This is a genomic window from Streptococcus sp. VT 162, assembly GCA_000688775.2.
Classification (GTDB): domain Bacteria; phylum Bacillota; class Bacilli; order Lactobacillales; family Streptococcaceae; genus Streptococcus.
In genome coordinates, this window is the sequence record CP007628.2 from 1,482,401 (window position 1) to 1,508,498 (window position 26,098).

20 protein-coding genes and 1 pseudogene are annotated in these 26,098 nt (G+C 42.5%); 3 read left to right on the plus strand and 18 right to left on the minus strand.

Annotated features, from left to right (window positions below; genetic code table 11):
• The 8 genes and pseudogenes from V470_07450 to V470_07485 form a co-directional block, all read right to left on the minus strand.
• Positions 1 to 540 (minus strand): hypothetical protein, encoded by a 540-nt coding sequence (locus tag V470_07450; GenBank protein ID AHZ48250.1) that lies wholly within the window; start codon positions 538 to 540, stop codon positions 1 to 3.
• Between the two features lie 9 nt (positions 541 to 549).
• Complete coding sequence (locus V470_10720; protein ID AJZ74511.1) at positions 550 to 1,788, minus strand: hypothetical protein; 1,239 nt, start codon at positions 1,786 to 1,788, stop codon at positions 550 to 552.
• A pseudogene (locus tag V470_10725) lies at positions 1,768 to 2,487 on the minus strand (hypothetical protein). Before V470_10725 ends, V470_10720 begins: the two are co-directional and overlap by 21 nt.
• A gap of 2 nt (positions 2,488 to 2,489) precedes the next feature.
• Positions 2,490 to 3,149: a hypothetical protein gene (locus V470_07465; GenBank protein AHZ48251.1), complete on the minus strand. Its 660-nt coding sequence runs from the start codon at positions 3,147 to 3,149 to the stop codon at positions 2,490 to 2,492.
• Between the two features lie 300 nt (positions 3,150 to 3,449).
• Positions 3,450 to 4,211, minus strand: a complete 762-nt coding sequence (locus V470_07470) for a hypothetical protein (GenBank protein ID AHZ48252.1) — start codon at positions 4,209 to 4,211, stop codon at positions 3,450 to 3,452.
• 25 nt (positions 4,212 to 4,236) lie between these two features.
• On the minus strand, positions 4,237 to 4,452 hold the full coding sequence (locus V470_07475; GenBank protein ID AHZ48253.1) for a hypothetical protein: 216 nt from the start codon (positions 4,450 to 4,452) through the stop codon (positions 4,237 to 4,239).
• Positions 4,453 to 4,858: 406 nt separating this feature from the next.
• Positions 4,859 to 7,852, minus strand: a complete 2,994-nt coding sequence (locus tag V470_07480; GenBank protein ID AHZ48254.2) for a DEAD/DEAH box helicase — start codon at positions 7,850 to 7,852, stop codon at positions 4,859 to 4,861.
• 67 nt (positions 7,853 to 7,919) lie between these two features.
• On the minus strand, positions 7,920 to 10,553 hold the full coding sequence (locus V470_07485) for a helicase (GenBank protein AHZ48255.1): 2,634 nt from the start codon (positions 10,551 to 10,553) through the stop codon (positions 7,920 to 7,922).
• Between the two features lie 132 nt (positions 10,554 to 10,685).
• Here V470_07485 and V470_07490 point away from each other — a divergent pair, with 132 nt between their 5' ends.
• Positions 10,686 to 11,303 (plus strand): hypothetical protein, encoded by a 618-nt coding sequence (locus tag V470_07490; GenBank protein ID AHZ48256.1) that lies wholly within the window; start codon positions 10,686 to 10,688, stop codon positions 11,301 to 11,303.
• 278 nt (positions 11,304 to 11,581) lie between these two features.
• Here the strand turns inward: V470_07490 and V470_07495 are convergent, their stop codons facing one another.
• The gene (locus V470_07495; protein ID AHZ48257.1) at positions 11,582 to 12,469 is read right to left on the minus strand and encodes a fructokinase; all 888 of its coding nucleotides are present in this window, start codon (positions 12,467 to 12,469) and stop codon (positions 11,582 to 11,584) included.
• A 158-nt stretch (positions 12,470 to 12,627) separates the two neighbouring features.
• The gene (locus V470_07500) at positions 12,628 to 14,514 is read right to left on the minus strand and encodes a PTS sucrose transporter subunit IIABC (GenBank protein AHZ48258.1); all 1,887 of its coding nucleotides are present in this window, start codon (positions 14,512 to 14,514) and stop codon (positions 12,628 to 12,630) included.
• Between the two features lie 380 nt (positions 14,515 to 14,894).
• Between V470_07500 and V470_07510 the strand changes: the two genes are divergently transcribed.
• Both V470_07510 and V470_07515 read left to right on the plus strand, forming a co-directional pair.
• Positions 14,895 to 16,349 (plus strand): sucrose-6-phosphate hydrolase, encoded by a 1,455-nt coding sequence (locus tag V470_07510; protein ID AHZ48259.1) that lies wholly within the window; start codon positions 14,895 to 14,897, stop codon positions 16,347 to 16,349.
• Positions 16,330 to 17,295 carry a LacI family transcriptional regulator gene (locus V470_07515; protein ID AHZ48260.1) on the plus strand — a complete coding sequence of 322 codons (966 nt, stop codon included), beginning with the start codon at positions 16,330 to 16,332 and terminating at the stop codon, positions 17,293 to 17,295. Before V470_07510 ends, V470_07515 begins: the two co-directional genes overlap by 20 nt.
• Positions 17,296 to 17,329: 34 nt before the next feature.
• Here the strand turns inward: V470_07515 and V470_07520 are convergent, their stop codons facing one another.
• The 8 genes from V470_07520 to V470_07555 form a co-directional block, all read right to left on the minus strand.
• Positions 17,330 to 18,604, minus strand: coding sequence for a 3-hydroxy-3-methylglutaryl-CoA reductase (locus V470_07520; GenBank protein AHZ48261.1), 1,275 nt, complete (start codon positions 18,602 to 18,604; stop codon positions 17,330 to 17,332).
• Positions 18,604 to 19,776, minus strand: a complete 1,173-nt coding sequence (locus V470_07525; protein AHZ48262.1) for a DNA-binding protein — start codon at positions 19,774 to 19,776, stop codon at positions 18,604 to 18,606. The genes V470_07520 and V470_07525 overlap by 1 nt, the downstream gene beginning before the upstream one ends.
• Before the next feature lie 118 nt (positions 19,777 to 19,894).
• A complete protein-coding gene (locus V470_07530; GenBank protein ID AHZ48263.1) occupies positions 19,895 to 20,350 on the minus strand; it encodes a membrane protein in 456 nt (151 codons plus the stop codon).
• 1 nt (position 20,351) lies between these two features.
• The gene (locus V470_07535; protein AHZ48264.1) at positions 20,352 to 21,110 is read right to left on the minus strand and encodes a membrane protein; all 759 of its coding nucleotides are present in this window, start codon (positions 21,108 to 21,110) and stop codon (positions 20,352 to 20,354) included.
• Between the two features lie 86 nt (positions 21,111 to 21,196).
• A complete protein-coding gene (locus V470_07540; GenBank protein AHZ48265.1) occupies positions 21,197 to 23,098 on the minus strand; it encodes a serine/threonine protein kinase in 1,902 nt (633 codons plus the stop codon).
• Positions 23,095 to 23,835: a protein phosphatase gene (locus tag V470_07545; GenBank protein ID AHZ48266.1), complete on the minus strand. Its 741-nt coding sequence runs from the start codon at positions 23,833 to 23,835 to the stop codon at positions 23,095 to 23,097. Before V470_07545 ends, V470_07540 begins: the two co-directional genes overlap by 4 nt.
• Before the next feature lie 15 nt (positions 23,836 to 23,850).
• A complete protein-coding gene (locus V470_07550; GenBank protein ID AHZ48267.1) occupies positions 23,851 to 25,164 on the minus strand; it encodes a 16S rRNA methyltransferase in 1,314 nt (437 codons plus the stop codon).
• Entirely contained in the window at positions 25,157 to 26,092 is a 936-nt protein-coding gene (locus V470_07555; GenBank protein AHZ48268.1) for a methionyl-tRNA formyltransferase, read from the minus strand. Before V470_07555 ends, V470_07550 begins: the two co-directional genes overlap by 8 nt.
• Positions 26,093 to 26,098: the final 6 nt, after the last annotated feature.

A 26,098-nucleotide genomic window follows, 5' to 3' on the forward strand; every position in this document is an offset into this window, starting at 1 on the left:
CTATTCCTTCTCCAAAAAAGTAAAATTATTTATTCTAACTAGTCCTTTTATAGTCCCAGTTTCTTTAACATCTTTTTTCTTACTATAAATAATAAAGACATTGCCGTTTTTATCAGTGACTCTGTAATAACGATATGAGAGCAACCATATCAAATTAAAATAGTATGACCTCTCCATAAGAATCCACCATATTAGAAAAATGAGGACTATTACTACAATCTGATATAAGAATGTTAATTCACCTAAACCCAGCATAATTACAAAAAGGCCTAAGTAAGTTGGAATGATTTCATTTTCTACTGGTTGTATACTTTCAACTTGAGCAGTATCATTTGCTTCTTTAAATCTTTTCAAATACTGTAAGACTCCAAAAGAAAAAGAAAGCATCAGGAAAATCAACACTCCTATTTTTAGAAAACTACATACATAAGAATCCTGTGAGGGAAAAATATCTATAGTAAATAGATACAAGACTAAACCTGGCGAAAAAGAACAAATTGATAAACAAAACGACAAACATAATCTTCTAATTTTTTTCATAACAAAATTCTATATAAACATATCCCGCAAGAGTTTCTTTTTCAAAGTCTCAAGCTGAGAAATTTTTTCTTGATGAGAATTGATGAGGTTATCAAGGTTAGAGAAATAGGAGCCGATAGCACGTTGTTCCTCCATAGAAGGATAGTGTAAGACAACTTTTTCTAAATCGTTATTTCTTAAGTGTACGACTGACTTCCCTTGTGCTCTTTTAATCAATTCTTTCTGTTGACTTCCATTTGAAATAGTTAAAGCTAAGAAAATAGAGTCCACTTTATTTTCATCTGGATAGATTATATTTAAATCACCACCCAAAATAATTCCTGATTTCTCAACAACTGATGCTCTTGAAATATCTTCTGCAGTTTCACCAGATGCTGGAACTATAACTTCTCCACCTTTACTAATCACAGTATTTACTTTTACTGATGTGACAAAAGTGTTAACTTTAGAAATTATAGTTTGATAATTAGTATAAAGTCGACCATATAGAATTATCTCTTTGCCCGAATTAACCAAATCATTTTTGGTATAACCATTCCCTTTAGAAAAACTAGCTAATTCTTTTAAAGTTTGAACTTCCCACTCACCTTCAAATCCATCCAAGCGAATCTCAGGTACCGTATGTCCAGTCTTCGGAAACATCTTTGAGAGCATGGTCGCCTTGAGAGATTGGTAGTTGGCGAGATTGTCCTTGTAGCTAGACAGAAGGTCATCGAGGGTGTGGAAGAGGGAGCCGATGGCGGATTGTTCGTCTTGACTTGGTAAATAAATTTCAGCTGATTTTATATCACTTGAATTAATGCTCTCAAAAGTTGAACCTGTAGAAAATTTTGCCCAATAATTTGTTTGCTTCATCCTTGACAATAATTGAAATATAAACTCATTTCCTCTTATTGCCGCTACCCCACGTCCGATAACAACATTATAATCTGTCTTACCTATATCTCCAACAGGTGCTCGAACACTTAATATAAAATCACCTTTTTCAGCTAACTTTGTAATCTGTGTTGTCCAGACTCTTGGGACAACCCTACCATTCTGCATATCTGCATTACCTTGTACTAATATATAATCATTTGGATTATCAGTATAGTTTTTACTATCGGGTGATTGCCCCATAATTATTTCGACAGTTTTTCCAAGGCTTTGGCGAATCCATTCATCATTAAAGCTACTATTTCTATATTTAGGAACTTTTTTGGAATAAGATTCTCTTAATGATTTGAGTTCTTCTTCATAACCAAACAATGAAATTTCTTTACTATCATTCCCTTCAATATTAGAGCAAGAGTTGCATGTTTGTTCTCGGTAAACAACTTGCAGAAAATTCTCTTTACTAGATAAAGCATAATCTAGCAAATTACTCTTGTATAAGTAAACATAAATAGAGCATGCTTCAGCTTGACAATTTTTTGATTTATTTGGATTAAATTCTATATCAGTAAATGTATCATAATTTATAATTTGATTAGCCAAGAATTGGTTTTTGTGAAGAGAGTTAATATAAAGCCAATTATAAAAAAATGTTTGAGGTTTTAGTGGAAATATTTGACCAAAAGATTCAAAAGAAACTAATTCATCAACTTGGTGAAGTTTACCAATATACTTTTTTAATTCTTTTGACGTCATTTGATCTATCAAGTGCAGTTGAGAGCCACCTCGCCTAAATTTCTTACTCCCTTGAAAAATCTGTTCAACAGAAAACTCTTTTCCAGATTTTAAAATTACATTTAAGTTAAATGCACTAGCTTGTCTACCTATTTCGTCAAGAGATTTACTAGATACTTCTAGTATCTTTCTACCTGGAAAATTCCTAATAATACTATTATGCAAGGATTGAATTGACTTTTGTTTTTGAGACAAAGAAAATCCTGTGAAAAACTCAAAATCAATCATGTGCTTTTTATACCCAAAAGCATCTCCATAAAATACTGGTCTATAAGCCATCTTTACTCCCTATAATCATTTAAATTTACTGGAAAGTCGAATGGAACTCTTCCACTATTTAACCATCTAAGTGTCTTGTAACTATCAAATAAATCTGTTGATTGTCTTAACTCAATATTTGCTTGATTTACTAATTTAAAGATATCATCGTCAAAAAAATTTTCATGAAAAATAATAGCTTCAATTTGGCTAACTGGAATGCACTCTTTTATCAATACTTCTGCCTGTAAATTAGAAGGGATACTAGAAATCCATTTAGAATTCCTATCCCATCCATCATTCAGAAATATAGATTCATAAGCTTCAACTCCATCACTCACATATTTACCACATTCCTTAGCTGCATTGACAGGGCAAAACAGGCTTGTATCGTCAATAATATAAGGATTAATTTTAAAGATAATCCAGTCTTCAATATTCGTTCCGGTTTTCTGTACCATGTTATTCAAACAATATGTATTAGGTAATTCTACAGATGTACATACGTACTCTGTATAACCATCAGCTCTATCTTTATCATTCCATTTACTATAAGGAATATTTCTTGATGACAAAATACCATTTTTTAGTATATTACTTAAATTTGAAACATGTGTGAAATGACAAAGCCTATGGATTTGTCTAGATTTAGTAATTAAATCATATGGATTGTTATAAGGCATTTTTTATCCTCCACTTTATAAATTATTTTAGTATAAAATCACTTATTTCTCAAAATATTCTAGAAATTTATCTCCAAATATTTCTTTAAAACCATTCAACAATTCCTGCATATATTTCTTATTTCTCAGTCTCCCATAAAACTAAGTCTTACATCAAATAAAATAATAGTCTTTTCATATTGTTTACAAAGATATTTTAATTAATCCTTGGTAGAGATATATTTTTGTTCTACTAAAATTATACCATGAATCCACCAAAAAACGCCTTTAGATAATAATATATCTAAAGACGTTTATTTTTTATCCTGCCACTTGTGTCGCTTCTTCTGTTTTCACTTTCTTCTCCTTCTTATTGAAACCAGTCAATCGTCGCTTACTATCTCGGATTGTATTCAGGTCTTTAAGGAGTTTAGTCAGGTGTTCTTTTTCTGGATAGGCTTCTGCACTGGCTGCGGTATAGCGCATAAAGAGATCGTAGATACTGGTTAGTTCGGTACGGACTTGTCTGGTCTTGCCGACTTCCTTGGCAGACTTATGCGCACGCGCCTGACTTTCCACCTTATCATAGTCTTCCTGCGCACTGATCACCGCCTGTAGCATAGGTGTCAGTCCTAGGCTGGTCACTGCCGTGTGGTAGGGTTCTTCACTGAGGGTTTTGAGCAAACTCTTGATTTCTGCCGTTTCCACATCATTGCTGTGCTTGGTGATATCCTTGTACTTGGCAAAGACTGGTTTCAAGATCTCATGAGCTTCTTTGAGTTTGGTCTCCTTGATCTTAGCAAATCCTCGATGAAGAGTAAAGAGACCGACTAGGGCGCTGTCACGATTGCGATCGACTTCGGTCAGGTTCGTCGCCTCTTTCTTTTCTACGATAGCGAGTTGGCCTTGGAAGTCTGCTAGCTTGCTCTTGAAGGAATCAAGGTGCTTACTATACATAGTCTCGTCCTTATGAGCCTTAGCAAAAACTTCTAGTACTTGACCCGTGTCTACCATGAGACTTTCAAACTCACGGTTGGTAAAGTTGGTATAGCTTAGCGGACGGATATTGAATATTTTTGTCATGATGATAACCTTTCTATTTAACGAATCATTTCGTTTTTTCTTTATCAAATAAAGACTGGATTAGTTCTGGAAGATAGACCTGTTTTTGATCTGTTTTTACAATGCTTCCTTGTCTAGGAGGTTGAATCAAAGGTCTATCCTTTCTTACATAGACTTGAAGCAATACACAGACCAAAAATAGGAGTCCCCATAGAGGAAGGGCCGATAGAAAACTCTCCTCATTTTCTTTATCTTTCTTCATCAGATTTCTCCTTTAAGTTGATAAGACAATTCTAACAAATAGCAAAGAACTTATGACACTCATCCGCTCAACTGTCTACTTTATCATCCCAACAGCACTTTTTTGGGCTATTTTTTACTTTTATAGAATAAATCCGTCATTTCAAAAACAAAAATCCCTATCTGACTGGAAATACACTCCGTCTGTCAGATAGAGACTCTTACTATTTTCAGATTTTAACTTTTCTAGCCTTAGAATACATCTAAACTTTAGGAAAGACGACTATTCGAAAGTTCGAAGACCCCAAAACTTTCTCAGATAGACTATTCGAAGCTTAGAATACTCATAAATTTATGTATTTCTTATCATTCTAAGTTTAGAATGCATATAAACCTTAGGAAGTCTATGTCTTCGAAACTTAGAAGGACTATCTCCCCACCCTCAACGGCTCAATCACTTCTTCGACAAGTTGCTTATAGGCTTCCTTGATTTGTTTTTTATAGAGGAGAGGATTGAGGGCGTCTGCCACTTCTATCTTATAGTCCTGATAACGCTGGCTCTTGGTCAGCTGGCTCTCTCCTAGTTGTTTTTTGGCTCCCTTGCGGTAGTGTTCGACATAGTAACGGAGTTCATCCTCTCCGACATACCAACGCTTGCTAAAGACTTGGATGTGTTGCTGGATAACCGCCTCGATCATCTGATCCAAGATATTTGCGATAGACTGACCACGATAGCTTTCTGGATTTGCTTGGACTTCTCTCCACAGTTCAGTGATAATCTGGGCAAGATTGGGGTTAGTCTTCTCCAGACTTTGGATATAGGTATCCACCGCTTCTCTATCTTGAGCGCTTAGGTTCTTTTCTTGACTCTGACCTTGCTCGATCAGACTTTGGATTAAGGTTAGGATATAGGCATAGTTGATCTCATCCACTTGGATAGACTCTAGTTCATAGTGGATATCAAGGGGTTCCCCATCCTCATCACCATCATCTCTTCGGCTTTTTAATTCTGCAAGGATATTTTGATAAAAGCCTAGATAGTTTTCCAATTCTTCTGCGCTTAGTCCTGTCTGGGCGTAAATTTCTTCCTCATCATACTCTTTATACACTCGGATAGAGGCTAGATATTTATCAAAGACTTGATAGGCCTTGGCGAGCTTTCTCAACTCAGGTGTAGAAATTTGCTCGATTTGAAGCCCTTCCTCCGGATCATCTGTGATGAGATTTTGGAAATCACTGCAACTCCGCAAAAAGTTTCTCTTTTCCTCTTCCCAGCTAGGCGCTAGAACCTCATTTTCTCCACCATTTGAGTAGAGCTTGAGGGCATTGTCCACCGCTTCCTTAAAAGCTAGAGGCTTTTGGAAGGTGATGATATGACCATAGGTCTTACTAGAATCAAAAATACGGTTGGTTCGACTAAAGGCCTGAATCAGATCCTGTGGTTGCATGGGCTTTCTGTCAATAAAGAGGGTCGATAGACAAGGCGCATCAAATCCTGTTAAGAGACGATTGACCACGATAACCAAGTCCAACTGCTCATTGCGATAGAGGTATTTATCCTGTTTCCTAGCTAGACGGTTATTGACATCGGTGTTAAAGCCACGAAGATCCGCCATGGTAAAGTGAGTATCAAACTCTTGGTTGTAGTCCTCTAAGACCTGCTTCATGTGGTCTTGGTTGGCTCTTGACTCTTCTTCATTTTCCGTAACGGAGTAGGTGATGGTCGCCTTTGGAAAGTCTGGAAGGACCTGCTTGACCCTCTCAGATACCTTGACACGTGTCTGACCAGCCTTGACTCGTTTGAGCAAGTCATAGTAGGCTTGGGCTTGAGGGATGGATTTGACGGTTAGGATGGCATTGTAGGTCTTACCTACTCCCTTTTGGAAGCCTAGCTGTTGGCGGGATTTATTGATAATGGCATCCAAGACTTCCAGCATGTGCTCCTCATTCTCATAGACGCTATCAGGTATTTCATTTTCAGACTGGTCTGTGATGAGGGTATTGCGATAGTCTACCTTAAAGCCTAAGACAGCTCCGTCATGGATGGCTTCCTTGACTGTATACTCATGGAGACGGTCTCCATACTGTTGCTGGGTGGTTTGGGCGAGGTCGCCGACCTGCTGGCGTTTATTTTCCTTAAAGATAGGCGTTCCTGTAAATCCATACCAGAGGGACTGAGGGAAAAAGGCTTTAATGTCTTTTTGTGTTTGTGGTGTCACTGCACGGTGGCATTCATCCACGACAAAGACCACTCGGAGACCCTTGATTTTATCCGCATCTCTTTGGTAAAGACCTTGGTCAAACTTGCGCATCATGGTGGTGATTTTCTGGATGGTGGTTACCACCACACGCTTATCATTGCTTCCTAAGCGCTTGACCAAATCATGGGTATTATCCGTCTCATCAATATCAATGACATCATTGGTCGCATAAGAGAGAAAAGATGAAGTGGTCTGTTGGTCCAAGTCCCTGCGGTCAACGACAAAAATCGTCTTTTGGATGGAAGGAATCTGAAGGAGATTCCTCGCTACCTTATAAGAAGTCAGAGTCTTTCCTGAACCTGTCGTATGCCAAACATAGCCTGATGCTTGCTGACGAGATGCTTCCTGCACTGCTTCAATAGCATGAATCTGGTAGGGGCGCAAGAGGATGAGAGCTTTCTTGCTATCATCAATGACAGAATACTGCATGACCATCTGGTGAGCACGAGGGATAGAAAGGACTTCGTGGGCAAAGCTAGTCAGGTTTGTCACAGGATGATTGTCCTTATCCACCCACTTGGTTAGAAATTGCTTGTTGAGTTTATTTTCACGAGCTGCAGCGATATAACGAGTATCGACCTTGTTAGTCACAACAAACATCTGCAAGCTAGAGTAGATACCACGGAACTTGCCTTCGCGGTCATATTTTTTAATTTGGTGAAAAGCATCGATAAATGCTGCTTGGGAACTCTTAAGTTCGATTTGAATCATGGGTAAACCGTTGATGAGAAGAGTAACATCCAGTCTACGGTCTTGGTCCATAGGATTTACTTTTTCTCGTTGGACTTGATTGACAACTTCATAGCTAGACTTACCAGCAGCGATATTATCTCGCCAGATGACGGATAATCGGATGGTTCCTAGGCTGGCATCCTCTCTCTGAACTTCAACCTTGGCAATGCCGTTTTCACCGACCAACCACTTAGCAGCATCGTAGTAGCTGATAAAGTTGAGTTGGTTTTGAATCTGGCGTTTTTCCTGTTCAGTCAAGGGATGGTCTGCCAGCAGGGAAACGTTGTTTTGGGCTAGTTTCTCAAAGAAATTGTCCCATAGTTGTTCTTCTGTTTTGAGGTCTTCTCTATAAGTCCATTGGCTTTCACCAGTTACCAGTTGGGTGATTAGTTGTTTTTCTATCTCCAGTTCTGGTTTTACTTGCATCATTCTCTCCTTTATAATGCACAATTTTACTATATTATATCATGTTTCAGATAGATTTTCCCATACGCCCCTACTCCAACCGGCTTTTAACCTTCTTCTTAGTCAAGGTACGATCATTTTTGTTAGAGAGAGCTTTGATACGAGCTTCGAGAAGGGTTTTCCGTCCGGCCTCTGTTCGTGTGTAGACGAGGTGATAGCGTCCGATAGTTGGCCTCAGAAAGTCAAGGAATTTCTGTGCTTCTTCCTTGCGCTTATCAAAAAGACTAGGCACGACATAGTAAGGTGACTGACCTTGTCGGACTTTCTCTGCCTTCAAGAGATAGCGCTGATTGTCCACTGGAGCAAAGAACTCTCCCACAGTCTGCGCAAACAGCTCCTTGTCCCTCATGCTTCCTCCCTTGAGATAGGCAAAGACCATGTAGTTTTCCTTGTCCTCCTCTACCTGAACACGGGATTGATCATCCGTTAGATGCCCCGAATCTAGCAGAGCCTTTCGGATCTGCTCACCCAGAGACTGCAAACGTTTATAAGGACTCTTATAGCGTAGGTAGCGCCAAGATGCAAAGGCCAAAAATAGGAGACAGGCTGTCGTAAGCCACCAAACACCGATTAGTCTCAGTCTAAATAGCAAAACCAACAAATCCACTGCCAACAAGAGTAATGACATGCGAACCCATTTTAATGCATCAAGCAAGAGCATGACTGGGATCTTCTGTTTTTGGGTTGCGACTTCTGTAACTATCTCAAATTGATCCGCTACGACAAGAGCTTCCTGCCATTTTTTTCTCAAGCCTGCTCGATCCTTGGAGAGACTCTTAACTCGCTCATTGTACTCACTAATTTGCTTTTTCTTAAAAGGGGGCTTTGGAAAATCCAAACGATCCAAACCGGTCTCAATACTCTCCTGATTATAGGCCAATCCAAGAAAATGCTCCATCCGTCGCGACAAGGTCTGCAGATCTTGATTGCTCTCTGGTCTAGGCTCCTCACCAGGAAGAGTGATAAGTGCTTGCGCTTGAACGGCTACCAGATGCCAGATGTTGCTAGTCTTTTCTGGATGTCCCGGCCAGATACGAATGGCACGCCCGCGCATCTGGTTACTCAGCATAAAGCTCCCCACAAAGCTTCCGAGGATTAGGGAATTAACACAAGGAGCATCCCAACCCTCTCCGAGGAGAGATTTGGTTCCGACTAGGACTTGAATCCGTCCTCGTTGAAAAAGCTCCGTCACTGCCGTTACGATTCCCTTAGCTGAGCTCGGAAAACCTACCTGAACATAATCTTTTGGATCTAAGTGACCAATAGATGAGAAACTAAGAGGAACCTGAGGCAAGAGCTCCTTCAACTCTGCTGCCACATCGGTAGGCAAAATAACGACACTACCTGACAAGACAGCCAAAGACACAGGTATCTCTTGCTCCTGAGCTTTTCGACGAATGCTTTCAAAATAAGGGAGAACCCCCAACTGAGAAATGGTTGCTTGATTATCTCCCAGATAGGTGGCAAAATCCTTGCGAATATAGTCAGCTAGTACTAACTGTCTCAGTTCCTGACCTAGACTCTCATACTCTGTCAAGAAGATATCGGCAATGGCAGACAACTTCCCCAGAGATTGGGTTAAAAGCTGGTCAGAAGCCTTGGACTTAACTAGATAAACCTGACGTTTTTCCACCAAGCCACGCGCCTTCAAGTCAGCCTCTAACTTTTTCCTATATCCATTTGGATCCTCATACCAATCTGGTGTCTGATAGAGGATGCTCTGCAACAGCATCTCCAGCCAGTAGGAGGTCAATGCAGGAAGCTTCTGGGTTCCCAGTAAATTTTGCAAAGATGGAGGAATCGTTAATCCCTGAGAATGCATATAAATCAACATAGCAGACAAGTACTTGGGATCTTCTAAGAGCAAATCAGATGATATATCCCCTTTGAGGACCTTAGACCCTGCTACAAATGTTTGAAAATCAGGATCGACTATAAGGTGATGAATATAGTCCCACTTAGTCTCCTCAAACCGTTTGAGACGTTCCGACTCTTCAGCTGTTGGTGAACACATATAGACAAAATCCTGATGAGGGCAAAGAGTGTCTTCCTTGACTAGTTCAGGTACCGTGATTTCTTGATCAATCTCCCCACACATACGGATATAGCGTTCCCAGAGTTCAGGCTCACTATCGTAGGGTGGAGTCGCCGTCAGGGAGATGAGTTTCAGCGGTCCATACTGCTTGCGAAAGACTTCCAGACTTTTCCACCATTCATTGCGCAGGTGGTGGCATTCGTCCAAACAAAGAGTCGCAACTTTCTGAGTTCTTAGACTTGCAAGCAAATCAAACCCCACAAAATCCTCTGCTTCTCCATCTTCTTGTGATTGCAGTTGGTTCATGGCACTATGAAAAGCCTGATAGGTCACAATCGTTAATGCCTTCATCTCCTTTAAGTTTTGGGAAACGAGGTCTGAAAGCCTCTGACCCTCCCCTAGAAATGCAGTTTGAATCCTATCTACCCATTGTTCACGAATGATGACAGTCGGAACTAAGATGAGGGCTGGGTTGCCAAAACGAGCGATTAGCTCGATACCAATGGTGGTCTTTCCAGACCCTGGGGCAGCCACTAGATGAACATGACCGTCTGCTTGATAGTCCTGAAAACGATCCAATACCTGTTTTTGATATTGGCGCCAGCTTCCTTTAAAGTTTAAACCTAACATGATACCCCTCATTCTATACCGTCATTTTCTTATTCTCATTTTACCACACTTATTTCGCCAGTCAGATAATCCAGATAGTTTTTCTCCATAAAATATGGTATAGTAGAATCATACTATCTATGAGGAGTTTACATGTCACAGGATAAGCAAATGAAAGCTGTTTCTCCCCTTCTACAGCAAGTCATCAATATTTCATCTATCGTCGGGGGAGTCGGCACCTTGATTTTCTGTATTTGGGCCTATCAGGCAGGAGTGTTACAGTCAAAGGAAACTCTATCGGCCTTTATCCAGCAAGCTGGGGTTTGGGGGCCACCACTCTTTATCTTTTTACAGATCCTACAAACCGTCGTTCCGATCATTCCGGGAGCTTTGACCTCAGTGGCTGGGGTCTTTATTTACGGCCACATCATCGGAACCATCTATAACTATATCGGCATCGTGATTGGCTGTGCCATTATCTTTTACCTCGTCCGTCTCTATGGAGCTGCCTTTGTCCAGTCCGTCGTCAGCAAGCGCACCTATGACAAGTATATCGGTTGGCTAGATAAGGGCAATCGTTTCGAGCGGTTCTTTATCTTTATGATGATCTGGCCTGTCAGTCCAGCTGACTTTCTCTGCATGCTGGCTGCCCTCACCAAGATGACCTTCAAGCGCTATATGATTATCATCATTCTGACCAAGCCCTTTACCCTAGTGGTTTATACTTATGGTTTGACCTATATTATTGATTTCTTCTGGCAGATGTTTTGATAATAGAAAATAGCCTGATACTAAATATACTTTGGTATGGAAATCATGCCAACTTTTCGATAGTGAATCGAGGACTAACCTAGCCTTTCCGCCGTGATAAAAACACCTGAAATCTCATGGTTTCAGGTGTTGGGAAACTTTGAGACAGTAGGCTCAAAGTTTCGATATGGAATTTCGAAGAAAGTCGCTACCGTCCATAATCACTTAAGGAAAGGCTCAAAAAAATTGTCTTCAAACAAAACATCCGTTTGGTTGCCCAAGCGGATATTTTCTTTGTTTTATTTTGCGACACTCTTAGCAAGGACAAAGTTCCCAAGTGTGGCAGAACCATTGCCTGCGACTGCTGGAGTCACGATATAGTCACGCACGTCTGGTACTGGTAGGTAACCATTTAGAAGAGCAGTGAATTTCTCACGTACACGGTCCAGCATGTGTTGTTGGGCCATAACCCCACCACCAAAGACGATGACGTCTGGGCGGAAAGTCACAGTAGCATTGACCGCAGCCTGAGCGATATAGTAGGCTTGAACATCCCAGACAGAGCTGTTGAGTTCGATGTTTTCGCCACGAACACCTGTACGAGCTTCTAGACTTGGTCCAGCCGCAAAGCCTTCCAAACAACCCTTATGGAAAGGACAGACGCCGTTAAATTCTTTTTCTACATCCATTGGGTGTTTAGCCACATAGTAGTGACCCATCTCAGGGTGACCGACACCACCGATAAACTCACCACGTTGGATAACACCTGCACCGATCCCTGTACCGATCGTGTAGTAAACCAAGTTTTCGATACGGCCACCAGCATTGTTACGAGCAACTACTTCACCATAGGCAGAGCTATTTACGTCTGTGGTGAAATACATGGGTACGTTGAGGGCACGACGGAGAGCCCCAAGTAGGTCTACATTTGCCCAGTGAGGTTTTGGAGTCGTTGTGATAAAGCCATAGGTTTTTGAGTTTTTGTCGATATCGATCGGACCAAATGAACCGACAGCAAGACCAGCAAGATTATCGAATTTTGAAAAGAACTCGATGGTTTTATCGATAGTCTCGATAGGAGTTGTTGTTGGAAATTGTGTTTTTTCCACAACATTAAAGTTTTCATCACCGACAGCACAGACAAACTTTGTACCGCCCGCTTCTAAGCTTCCATATAATTTTGTCATGATAAACCTCTTATCTTTGTTTTCTCTATTATAGCACATTTTAAAGGGCTAGATTTCTCAATATTTTAGATTTTCCTCTGTAAATCTTACCATCCAAGTAAAAACGAACAAACATAATATTTGTTCGTTTTATTTTTAAATCTGATTTTCGAAGAGGACTAGGCTTTCACTTCGATGATAGCGTCACCCTTGACAACTGAACCGCTTGCGACTGGTGTCACAGAAGCGTAGTCTGCTGTGTTGGTTACGATAACCATTGTTGTGTCGTCAAGACCTGCAGCAGCGATTTTGTTTGAGTCAAAGGTTCCGAGAACATCACCAGCTTTGACCTTGTCGCCTTGAGCAACTTTTTGTTCAAAGCCTTCACCGTTCATAGTCACCGTGTCGATACCAACGTGGATCAAGATTTCAGCTCCGTTTGCTGTCTTCAAACCGTAAGCATGTCCTGTAGCAAAGGCGATTGATACTTCTGCATCAGCTGGTGCGTAAACCACGCCTTGGCTTGGTTTCACTGCAATCCCTTGTCCCATTGCACCACTTGAAAAGACTGGGTCATCAACATTCTCAAGGGCAACTACGTCCCCAACGATTGGAGTTTGGATTGTTTCATTTTGAGGAGCTACTGGAATGTTACCAGTTGTTTCTTCTTGAACCAAACGTTCTGTCGCTACTTCACTAGCAACTTCTTCTTCGTCCTCGTAACCAAACATGTAAGTAAGTGCAAAACCAAGAACGAATGATACAGCTACCATAAGGATGTATTGGAATAATTGACCGTTACCAATGTACAACATTGTACCAGGGATGATGGTGATACCATTACCAGTACCAGCAAGACCAAGGATTGAAGCCAGTCCACCACCGATAGCACCAGCAATCAATGAAAGGAAGAATGGTTTACGGAAACGCAAGTTCACCCCGAAGATAGCAGGCTCTGTAATACCGAGGAAGGCAGAAAGAGCAGCTGGGAAAGCAAGTGTTTTCAGTTTAGGATTTTTAGTTTTGACACCAACGGCAACAGTTGCAGCCCCTTGAGCTGTCATAGCTGCAGTGATAATGGCGTTGAATGGGTTGGCATGATCGGCAGCAAGCAATTGCACTTCAAGCAAGTTGAAGATGTGGTGTACACCTGATACGACAATCAATTGGTGAACCCCACCAATCAAGAAACCACCAAGACCAAATGGCAAGCCAAGAATCGCTTTTGTACCGATAAGGATGTAGTTCTCAACAACATGGAAGACTGGTCCGATGACAAAGAGTCCAAGGATAGACATCACCAAAAGTGTCACGAATGGCGTCACCAAGAGATCCAAGACATCTGGAACAACCTTACGAACTGCTTTTTCAAACTTAGCTCCGACAACCCCGATGATGAAGGCTGGAAGAACTGAACCTTGCAAACCTACAACTGGGATAAATCCGAAGAACTGCATTGCAGTTACTTCACCACCAGACGCAACAGCCCAGGCATTTGGAAGTGAATCAGAAACGAGCATCATACCAAGAACGATACCAACAGCTGGGTTACCACCGAATACACGGAAAGTTGACCAAACAACCAAACCTGGCAAGATAATAAAGGCAGTGTCTGTCAAGATCTGAGTATAAGTTGTCACATCTTCTGGAAGTGTCATTCCAAGAGCAGTCAAGAGACCACGCACACCCATGAAGAGACCAGTTGCTACGATAACTGGAATGATTGGAACGAAGACGTCACCGAAAGTACGGATGGCACGTTGGAACCAATTTCCTTGTTTTGCAGCTTCTGCTTTCATATCTTCTTTAGAAGATGTTGGCAACCCAAGAGCTACGACTTCATCGTACATCTTGTTTACTGTACCAGTACCAAAGATGATTTGGTATTGACCTGAGTTAAAGAAAGCACCTTGAACTTTTTCCAAGTTCTCGATAGCATCTTTGTTAATTTTCGCTTCATCTTTAACCATCACACGGAGGCGAGTCGCACAGTGCGCAACACTGTTAACGTTCTCACGTCCACCTAAGGCTTCGATGACTTTTTTTGCAATTTCTGTATTGGTCATTTGCAAAAATCTCCTTATAAAAAAATTTGTTCTTATTTGAAAGCGATTTTACTCGCCCTACGAGTATTATTTTATCATCTTTCAAAAATATGTCAAGCGTTTTGCAGAAATTTTTAAACCCTTTCTTTTTTCTCTGATTATTTTTGCTCGTTTTTGAGGGAAATTCTCTTTTTCCTCAAAAAAATATCTTTATACTTGAGGAATAAAGGTTTTTATTTACATTTTCTTTCATATTTTCGTGAAAATTTGCCAGATTTCCTTTACTTGATTTTTGGCAATCGTTTGACATATTTTTCTCTTTTTTAACATAAAAGGCTTGCTTTTTTTGCCGAAAACGTTTACTATTAATAATAGAATAGAACTTATGGAGGAAAGATAAAATGGAATGGACAACTGAGCGTCGTTACAGACGCTACGAAGACTGGACAAATGATGAAGTCAAGCAAATCAAGGAAAAGATGGCACAATCTCCTTGGCATACTCGTTACCATGTTGAGCCTAAAATGGGGCTTCTCAATGATCCAAATGGCTTTTCTTATTTTGATGGCAAATGGATTCTCTTTTACCAAAACTTCCCCTTTGGTGCAGCCCATGGGTTGAAGTCTTGGGTGCAGCTTGAAAGTGATGATTTGGTGCACTTTACAGAAACTGGAGTCAAAGTTTTGCCAGATACTCCATTTGATAGCCACGGTGCCTACTCTGGTTCTGCCATGCAGTTTGGCGATCAGTTGTTCCTATTCTATACAGGAAATGTCCGTGATGAAAACTGGATCCGTCACCCATACCAGATTGGCGCTTTGATGGACAAGGATGGCAAGATTACAAAGATTGACAAGATCTTGATTGACCAGCCAGCAGACTCTACTGACCACTTCCGTGACCCACAAATTTTCAACTTTAAGGGACAATATTATGCTATCGTCGGTGGACAGGACTTAGAGAAAAAAGGCTTCGTCCGTCTCTACAAGGCTGTGGACAATGATTACACAAACTGGCAAGCAGTTGGCGACCTTGACTTTGCTAATGACCGCACTGCCTACATGATGGAATGTCCAAATCTAGTCTTTGTAGGGGAGCACCCTGTCCTTCTCTACTGTCCACAAGGATTGGATAAGGGTGTTCTAGACTATGATAATATCTATCCAAACATGTACAAAATCGGTGCTTCCTTTGATCCTGAAAATGCCGAAATGGTAGATGTGTCTCCATTGCAAAATCTAGACTATGGCTTTGAAGCCTATGCAACTCAAGCATTCAACGCTCCAGATGGACGTGCACTAGCAGTAAGTTGGCTTGGGTTACCAGATGTTTCTTACCCATCTGACCGTTTTGACCACCAAGGAACCTTCTCATTGGTCAAAGAACTCACTATCAAAGATGGCAAACTCTACCAATATCCTGTCGCAGCCGTCAAAGAACTTCGTGCTTCTGAAGAGGTCTTCTCAAATCGTACTCAAACCAACAACACCTATGAACTCGAGCTCAACTTGGAGGCCAATAGCCAAAGCGAGATTGTCTTACTTGCTGATAAAGAAGGCAAGGGGCTTTCAATCAACTTTGACCTTGTCAATGGACAGGTGACAGTGGATCGTAGTCAGGCTGGTGAACAGTACGCCCAAGAATTTGGTACGACTCGTTCTTGCCCTATCGATAACCAAGCTACTACTGCCACTATCTTCATCGACAAGTCAGTCTTTGAAATTTTCATCAATAAAGGAGAAAAAGTATTTTCTGGTCGTGTCTTCCCACATGCGGACCAAAATGGTATCCTGATCAAGTCTGGAAACCCAACTGGAACTTACTATGAATTAGATTATGGTCGCAAAACTAACTGATGTCGCAAAACTTGCAGGCGTCAGCCCCACTACCGTCTCACGGGTCATCAATAAAAAGGGTTATCTATCTGAGAAAACCATCCAAAAGGTTAATGAAGCCATGCGAGAATTGGGCTACAAGCCCAATAATCTGGCTCGAAGTCTCCAAGGAAAATCTGCCAAGTTGATTGGACTTATTTTTCCAAACATCAGTCATGTCTTTTATGCAGAGTTGATTGACAAGTTGGAACACCAACTCTTCAAAAATGGTTACAAAACCATCATCTGTAACAGCGAACATGACTCTGAAAAAGAACGGGAGTACATTGAAATGCTGGAGGCCAACCAGGTCGATGGTATCATTTCTGGAAGTCACAACTTGGGAATCGAAGACTACAATCGTGTGACGGCACCGATTATTTCCTTTGACCGAAATCTATCACCAGACATCCCTGTCGTCTCCTCTGATAACTACGGTGGCGGGGTCCTCGCAGCCCAAACTCTGGTCAAGACTGGAGCCCAGTCTATCATCATGATTACAGGAAATGATAACTCTAACTCACCGACTGGACTGCGTCATGCTGGCTTTGCCTCTATTCTCCCAAAAGCGCCTATTATCAATGTTTCGAGTGACTTTTCTCCCGTCAGAAAAGAAATGGAAATCAAAAATATCTTGACCCATCAGAAACCAGATGCGATTTTTGCTTCGGATGATTTGACAGCTATCCTGGTTATCAAAATAGCTCAGGAGCTAGGTATCTCTGTTCCTGATGAGCTCAAGGTCATCGGCTACGATGGGACTTACTTTATCGAGAACTACTATCCTCACCTGACAACGATTAAGCAACCTATGAAAGAGATTGCCCAACTCACTGTTGATCTTCTCTTGCAGAAGATTGAAGGCAAGGAAGTTGCGACAACTGGTTACTTCTTACCAGTCACCCTATTACCTGGAAAAAGTATTTAAGTACAAAAAACTCAGACGAATTCGTCTGAGTTTTTTATGATCTTAAGTTTTCGAGATAGCGCTGGGCTGTCTCTAAGTTAAAGGTTTTCTCCGATATTAAGCGCTCAACTAGGGGAACAACTTCAGACTCGCTAGCACCAGCTAGTAGAGCTAAGGATTTGGCCTGCAACTTCATGTGGCCTTGCTGGATGCCCGTACTCACCAAGGCTTTCAGAGCCGCAAAGTTTTGTGCCAGTCCGATAGAAACGATAATTTGAGCTAATTCTTTGGCAGAAGGATTTCCCAGTAGTTCATGACTAAGAGCTACACGGGGATTGAGACCGATAGAGCCACCCTTGGTCGCTACAGGCATAGGTAGGGTCATCTCACCGACCAATTCTTCTCTTTCCATGTCCAGCGTCCAGCGACTAAGACCTTGATAGCGTCCGTCTCGACTGGCAAAAGCATGACCCCCGGCTTCGATGGCACGCCAGTCATTACCCGTGGCGATTAAAATGGCATCAATACCATTAAAAATCCCTTTATTATGAGTAGCTGCTCGGTAGGGATCAGCCTGCGCAAACTGGCTGGCCAAGGCTATTTTCTCCGCAATTTCTCGTCCTTGATCCTTTTGAGGGTTCAAGTAGCGAAAGGCGATACGACAGCTTGCAGTCACCAGAGAATCGGTCGCGTAATTGGACAGGATTCCCATGAGACTCTGTCCCTGACTGAGTTCTTCTAAGACTGGTTTCAAGGCTTCAAGCATGGTATTGAGCATATTGGCTCCCATGGCTTCCTGGGTATCGATATGGAGATAGACGACGAGAAAGTCTGTTTCTCCCTTAATCTGCTCTACACGCAAATCACGCGCACCACCTCCTCGTTTAACGATAGAAGGATAGGCTTGATTGGCAAGTTCCAAGAGTTCGGCTTTCTTACTGGCAATCTTCTCTTGCGCTTGTTCAGGATCAGCAACTTGATAAAGGGCTACCTGACCAATCATCTGGCGCTCATGTACTTGAGCAGTAAAGCCGCCTGCTCGCTTGATGATTTTACTAGCATAGCTGGCCGCAGCAACCACTGAGGGTTCTTCTGTCACATAGGGAACTGTGTAGTCCTGACCGTTCACCAAAAGCTCTGGAATGATGGAATAAGGTAGAGAAAAAGTTCCTACCACATTCTCACTCAGCTGGTCTGCAACAGCCAAGCTGACTTGTTCATCCTGCTCCAGACTGGTTTGCTTTTCAGGACTAAGGAGCGCCTGAGCTCGCAACAACTCCAGGCGCTCATGGTATGATTTTTTAGAAAATCCATTCCAACTTATCTTCATTATTTTTCAACCTTGCTATAACGGCGTTGGTGGTCGACAATTTCAACCAAGGCATAATCTTGATGTTCATAGCCTGCAAATTGGGCTGAGCCAGACTCATCCAACTGTACCTCTTCGAAGAAGACTTTTTCATAGTCTGCAACAGACAGTGCTGTACGTTGTTTGAGTTTGCTCAAGCGATCTTTGTCGAGATAGGCCTCATAGCCTTCGACCAATTCACCACTAAAGAACTCTGAAACCGCTCCACTTCCGTAGCTGTAGAGGGCAATTTTATCTCCAGCCTTCAAAGTTTCTGTATTTTCCAAAAGGGAGAGAAGGCCGAGGAAGAGGGAACCTGTATAGATATTTCCAATCATCTGACTGTAGAGAATGGACTTATCAAAGTTTTCTTGCAGACTATCCTTTTTCTCTTGAGATAAGTTCTTGTCCATCATCTTGCGCAAGCCTTTTAGGGCCAACTTAGGATAAGGCAAGTGGAAGCAGATAGCCGCAAAGTCATCCATAGTCCAATCATAGCGTTTCTTGTATTCATCCCAAGTCGTTGTCAGGCAATCAAGATACTGTTGGGTCGAGTACATGCCGTTTACATAAGGAGTGCTTGAATAGTTCGGACGCCAGAAATCCATGATGTCGCGCGTTTGGGCAACGTTATCATTGTTAAAGGCCATAATGCGCGGATTTTGGGTGATCAACATCGCCACACTTCCAGCACCCTGAGTTGGTTCGCCCGGAGTTCCGACACCATACTTGGCAATATCACTGGCAATAACCAAAACCTTAGACTCTGGAGAATTTTCCACATGCAATTTAGCATAATGAAGGGCAGCTGTCGCTCCATAGCAGGCTTCTTTGATTTCAAAGCTACGGGCGAAAGGCTGAATGCCTAATAGGCCATGAACAAAGACTGCCGCTGCCTTACTCTGGTCAATCCCTGACTCAGTCGCCACGATGACCATATCGATTTCTTCTTTTTCTTTGTCTGTTAAAATAGAGTTGCTTGCACTAGCTGCCAAGGTAACAATGTCCTCAGTCAGTGGAGCAATACTAATTTCATTTAACAAGAGTCCCTTGCTAAATTTTTCGGGGTCAACTCCCCTCGCTTCTGCTAAGTCTTGTAATTTCAAGACATATTGACTGGTCGCAAAACCAATCTTATCAATACCGATTGTCATATTTACCTCTGTTTTTTCATTCATTGTAAAAAATCGTTTCATTCTATTTTATCACAAATAGGAACAAAAGAGAGAAAAAAGACTTGATTCAACAAATCAAGTCTTTGCTTTGACTGCATTAGGAAGAGATTCCTCGTTGTTTGCGGATGTAGTAATAAAGCTTTAGAATTACCGTTCCACTTGCCATTCCAATAGAAATAACAAGAGCTAACATAACCACCAAAGTCGCGCTGGCAATAGCATGGCTGTAATCGCCTGTCACAAAGAAAGCTGTCGTTCGATAGGATAAATAACCCGGCACCAAGGGGGCAAGAATGGCCAAGACAAAAACTACCGCTGGTGTCTTATAGACAATACTTAAAATCTGGCTGATGCAAGAGCCAATTACTGCTGCGATAAAGGTCGCGACAATAACATTGGTTGGTTCTTTGAGCACGAGATAGAGGAGCCAAACGCCCATTCCCAAAATACCACCAGGTAGGAGCATGGAGCGTTGAACATTCAGTACGATTAGAAAGGTGATAATGGCGAGTAAACTCGCTACTGCTTGGAGTAAAATACTTGTTAGAGTCATCTTATGTCATCAAAACTAGGGCGACGGAGGTACCGGCCCCTAAAGCGAGGGTAATGAGCAGGGATTCAAACATCTTGCTCATACCAGAGTTGATATGGTTGGTCATGATATCCCGTACCGCATTTGTCAGAGCAATCCCTGGAACAAAGGGCATGACCGCTCCTGCTATAATCAGGTCTGCTGTCGAAGGAAAGCCTGTATAGCGGGCCCAGAACTGGGCGATCAAGCCGAAAACAAAGGCACCTGCAAAGGCCGTTACAAAAGGAATGCGGACAAACTTCTCGACATAGAGAGAGAAGGCAAATCCAAATAAAGTTGCAATAGCTGCACCAAAAGCGTCATAAACATTGCCCCCAAACATAATCGAGAAGAAAGGGGCACTGAGGGTCGCTGCTACAGTCACTTGGAACTTTGTATAAGGAAGGGCTTGATTACCAATTTCTTTGAGCTTTTTAAAGGCTGTCGAGAGATCAATCTGCCCGCCCACAAGCTCCCGTGATACTTGGTTGACATCGCAAACTTTTTCAATGTTATAAGAGGATGAGGTCACCCGTTTCATCCGAGAAATATTGGTATTTTCAATAGAAAAGAAAATAGCTGCGGGCATGGCAAGAACATTGCAATCCAATATTCCCTGCGAATGGGCAATACGGATCATCGTATCCTCGACCCGATGAATCTCTGAGCCACTTTTCAGGAGAATGGTTCCTGCTAGCATAATCACATCAATGACGGCATTCAACTCTCTCGATTCGTCCATTTTCTCCTCCTTTTTCTACTCCCTATATTTTATCACAAAATCTTGTGAAAAAAAATCTTTGTCATGAAATCATGACAAAGATTCGTCTAATCTCGAGAACTTTCGTGAGATCCTTCACTATTGGATGAACTGCTAGAAGGAGTGTTCCCTTGTTGATTTCCTTGTTGGTTCCCCTGGTTTGGACTTGTAGGAGAACCCTGGTTCCCACGTTGGGCAGGATTAGAGGATGAAGTTGATGGTGGTGTTTTTGGTTTGTAGATGGAAAGTTTGATACGTGTACTTGCAAGATCAACCAGTTCTCCTGCTCTTGGCGTTTGACTTACAACAGTTCCTTCTGCCGTTCCTTCAGGAGCAGTCGATACTTCAACAACCTCAATATTTGCTTCCTTCACACCGACAATCTGAGTCAAGTTATTCTTTGTAAATTCGAGGCTTGAACCAATGTAGTTCGGCATGCTGACACTAGTCACCTTCTTAGCCACTGTTAAGGTAATCGTAGTGGCTTTTGAGAGGTCATAAGTCGAACCTGAAGCAGGGGTTTGTCTGAGGATAGTTCCTGGTTCGCTTTCGCTGGATTCTTCCTCTTCCATCTTGATTAGATTTTCAGGAACCTTCTTCTCCTTGAGTTCAGCTACAACTTCTGTATACTTGCGTCCGACGTAATTGCTCAATTGGAAGGATTGCTTTCCAGAAGAAACAACCAAATTGACCTTGGTCCCTTCTTTTCGGCCGCTACCAGCTTCTGGATCCGTTCGAATAACACGTCCTTCTGCTACTGTATCGCTGGCCTCTGACTTTTCTTCACCAGCTTCAAACTTGGATTTTTTAAGAGTTTCCTTAGCCTCTGCAACGGTTTGTCCAGCTACGTCAGGAATAGGAATCGTTGCTGGTGTCCTTGATAAAATCCAGACCAAAGAGGCTACAACCAATAGAAGACTGGCCAAAAGAATCATATAGCGAGCCTTAAACTTCCGTTTCTTGGCTGGTTTTGGCGCTGGAGCCGGCTCTGCGACCGGTTGAGTTGGTTTCTTTGGCTGAGGGCGTTCTTCTTGCGCCGGAGCTTTAGGAATCGATGTCAGTGTACTTTGTGGAACTTTAGGTAAAGTCTTCGTGTCTGCCTTACTCGCATCGTCAAAGACCAGCTTCGGTTCATTCCGACGATTATAAGACAAGCTAGTTGACAAGTCCACATACATTTCTGAAACAGACTGATAACGGTCTGACAGCTTCTTAGCGGTTGCCTTGATGACAACATTTTCTAAAGCCTGAGGGACAGATGGATTTTCAGCTATGACGGACGGAAGTGGTTTCTGGAAATGCTGGAGGGCAATCGTAACCGCACTATCCCCATCATAAGGGATATGTCCCGTCAGCATCTCATAGAAGATAATCCCCATTGCATAGATATCACTCTGGAAGGTCGCTTTAGAACCACGCGCTTGCTCAGGTGACAAATAATGAACAGAGCCTAACATTGAGTTTGTCTGGGTCAGACTGGTCTCCGCAAAGGCTACGGCAATCCCAAAGTCCGTGACTTTAGCTGTGCCGTCAGGTGTCAAGAGGATATTTTGAGGTTTCAAATCCCGGTGAACGATTCCTCGAGTATGGGCTAAGCGCATGGCCAAGAGGATTTGCCCCATAATCCGAACCGCTTCTTCATTTGAAAGAGGATAGTGTTCTTTAATATAACGCTTGAGGTCAAGGCCTGCTACGTATTCCATAGCTAGGTACTGTTGACCATCTTCCTCACCAATATCTGTTATCCGAACGATATGAGGATGGTCCAGATCCGCCATGGCCCTCGCTTCACGCTGGAAACGTGCCACAGCAATCGGGTCCGTCTGGTAGTTGGTCCTCAGGACCTTCACTGCCACTTCTTCCCCGTCTAGGATCAAATCCTTGGCCAAGTAAACATCTGCCATGCCTCCTCGACCAATCTGCTTGACAATCCGATACCGCCCGGCAAAAATCTTGCCGATTTGGATCATTCTGCTGCCTCCTCGTTCATGTAAACAAGGGCAACCGTAATGTTGTCTAAACCTCCTGCATTGTTAGCGAAACGAATAAGGGTTGCCGCCTTGTCTGCTAGGGAAATATCGCTGATTACGATATCATAAATCTCGCTTGCCGAAATCATATTGGTCAAACCATCACTATTGAGCAAGAGATAATCTCCTGACTCCAGTGTAATCATCCCAAAATCTGGCTGGATTTCATCTTTTTGTCCGATAGACTGGGTGATGATATTCTTTTGAGGGTGAGTTTCTGCTTCTTCTGGAGTCAATTGACCAGCCTTGAGCAATTCATTAACCAAAGAATGGTCACTCGTCAACTGGTGGTATTCTTCTCCACGAATCAAACCGATACGAGAATCTCCAATGTGAGCATAGATGGCTTGGTTGTCAATAAACGCAACAGCTTCTAGCGTTGTTCCCATGCCTCTGTAAGCTTCGTCCTGACCTAGTTGATGAATTTTTTGATTTTCAATCTCCAGGTAGTGGGCAAACCACTCACGAACTTCATTGACTGAGTCAATTTGGGTATCCACCCAAGCCACACCAAGGTCTGTTACCGCCATCTCACTAGCGATATTTCCTGCACGGTGTCCCCCCATCCCGTCAGCCAAGATGATCATAGTGCGTCCTGCTCGGTTGACAAAGTGATTGACATAGTCCTGATTATTTGTCCGTTTCTGACCAACATCTGTTAATAATGCTATTTCCATTGTGTCAGTTCCTTCCTATTCTGATATCTTGCGAAATTGGCTGATAAAGAATCCATCACTTCCATACAATTCAGGAGTAATCAGGATGCAGCCATCTTTCAGGATATCTTTACATTCGTGTTCTAGTTTAACCTGCTCGAACTCGGGATGACTTTCTAAAAACGCCTCAACGACTTGAAAGTTCTCCTCAGAGACAATAGTACAGGTACTATACGTTATTATACCACCTTTACGTAGTGTTTGACAAACACTACCTAATATTTCCAGCTGAATTTCCTGTAAGGATGTGAAATCTGCTGTTTCTTTATTGTATTTGATGTCTGGTTTGCGGCGTAAAAGTCCAATCCCAGAACAGGGAGCATCTACCAAAATCTTATCAAAAGAATCCCGACCGAAAAACTCATGAACCTTTCTGGCATCCAATTTTTGCGTTTGCACTCGTTCTGCCACACCTAAACGCTCCGCATTTTCTTGGATCAAGTCCAACTTATGGTCATACAAGTCCAGAGCAGTTACCTGACCTGTAGCGAGATAAGAAGCTATATGAGCTGTTTTTCCACCCGGAGCGGCACAGGCATCCAGGACCTGCTCATCGCCTTGTAGATCAAGAGTCGGAGCAACCAGTTGACTGGACTCGTCTTGGATGGTTATAGCCCCTTCTGCGAACAAATCATGTCCTGCAAAGTGGCCTTGCTCCTTGACCAGACCAGTGGCCGCTAAAGGGGAATCGGTCGCCTCTAACAAAGCTTTGATTTCCTCTTTTCGGCTCAAGTTGGTCACCCGGATGCTAGCTTTGTTGCGCACCAAGAGACTTTTAAAGATGGCTTGTGCTCTCTCTTCACCGTATTCTTCCTTGAGTTTAGACACGAGCCAAACTGGGAGAGAATAGGCAATGGAATCACGCTTGTTTTTGCGTTTGATACTGTCAATGTCTGGCCAGCCTTCTCGCAAGATACGACGAAGGACGGCGTTGACTAATTTTTCACTGCCTTTTTTACGCGCTTTGGCTAGTTCCACTGCTTCATTAACAACAGCGTGATTAGGAATCTTATCCAGATACCGAAGTTGGTAAGCGCTCAGAAGGAGCAGGATATAGAGCCAGTTATCTAGCTTATCCCGGTCTTCGATAAAGTGGGACAGGTACCATTCCAGAGTCAGTTTTCGGGCTACCGTACCGTAGACAATCTCTGTCACCAACCCCTTATCTGTTGCTGAGAGGTGACTGCACTTGAGGTGTTTGTTTAAGGCAATATTGGAGTATGCTTGGTTGATAAAAACATCCTCTAATACTGCTAGAGCTAGACTTCTAGCCGTTTCTACTTTAGTCACCAAATCGTTCTCCTACAGTCAATGTACGTCCCACTCCGTTGAGGAAGGAAGCAATATCCATCTTAGGTTTACCAGCTGGCTGCACTTGCTTGAGAGATAGAGCTCCTTCAGCCGCTGCAACGATTAATTGTTTCTTGCCAATAGAGAGGATCTCACCTGGAGCTCCCTGACCTTCTACTGGCAGGGCTTCATAAATCTTAAAGCGGTCGCCTTTAAGGAAAGTGTGGGCAACAGGCCATGGATTCATGCCACGTATTTGGTTGAAGAGTTGACGGTTAGTCTTATTCCAGTCCAATTTTTCTTCCTCTGGTTTGATATTTGGCGAGAAAGTGACCTGACTAGGATCCTGTGGTTCAGGTTGGATTTCTCCTGTTAGGTAGCCAGGTAGCGTATCCAAAAGCAAATCACGACCAACAATGGCTAATTTCTCAAACAAGGTGCCGACATTGTCTTCATCTGTGATAGGAATACTGCGACGGGAAATCATGTCTCCTGCATCCATTTCCTTAACCATCTCCATAATGGTCACACCAGCTTCCTCATCCCCTTGAATCAAGGCATAATGAATGGGCGCGCCACCACGGTGTTTGGGAAGGAGGGAGGCGTGAACATTGACCGCAAAGTCCATGCTATCAAGGAGTTTACTAGGGAGAAATTGTCCAAAAGCAGCGGTCACAATCCCATCCGCTCCTAAATTCATAATGGCTTCCAGCTCTGGGCTTCCAGATAATTTTTCTGGTTGGTAAATAGGAAGGCCTGCTTCTTTTGCAGCCTGCTTGACTGGAGTTTCTTGGATCACTTTTTTACGGCCGACAGCGCGGTCTGGCTGGGTCACAACAGCTAGAATCTCGTAACAATCATCTGATAACAACCCCTTCAAAACTGTCGCTGAAAAATCAGGGGTCCCCATAAAGATTAGTTTTGTCATTTCTTC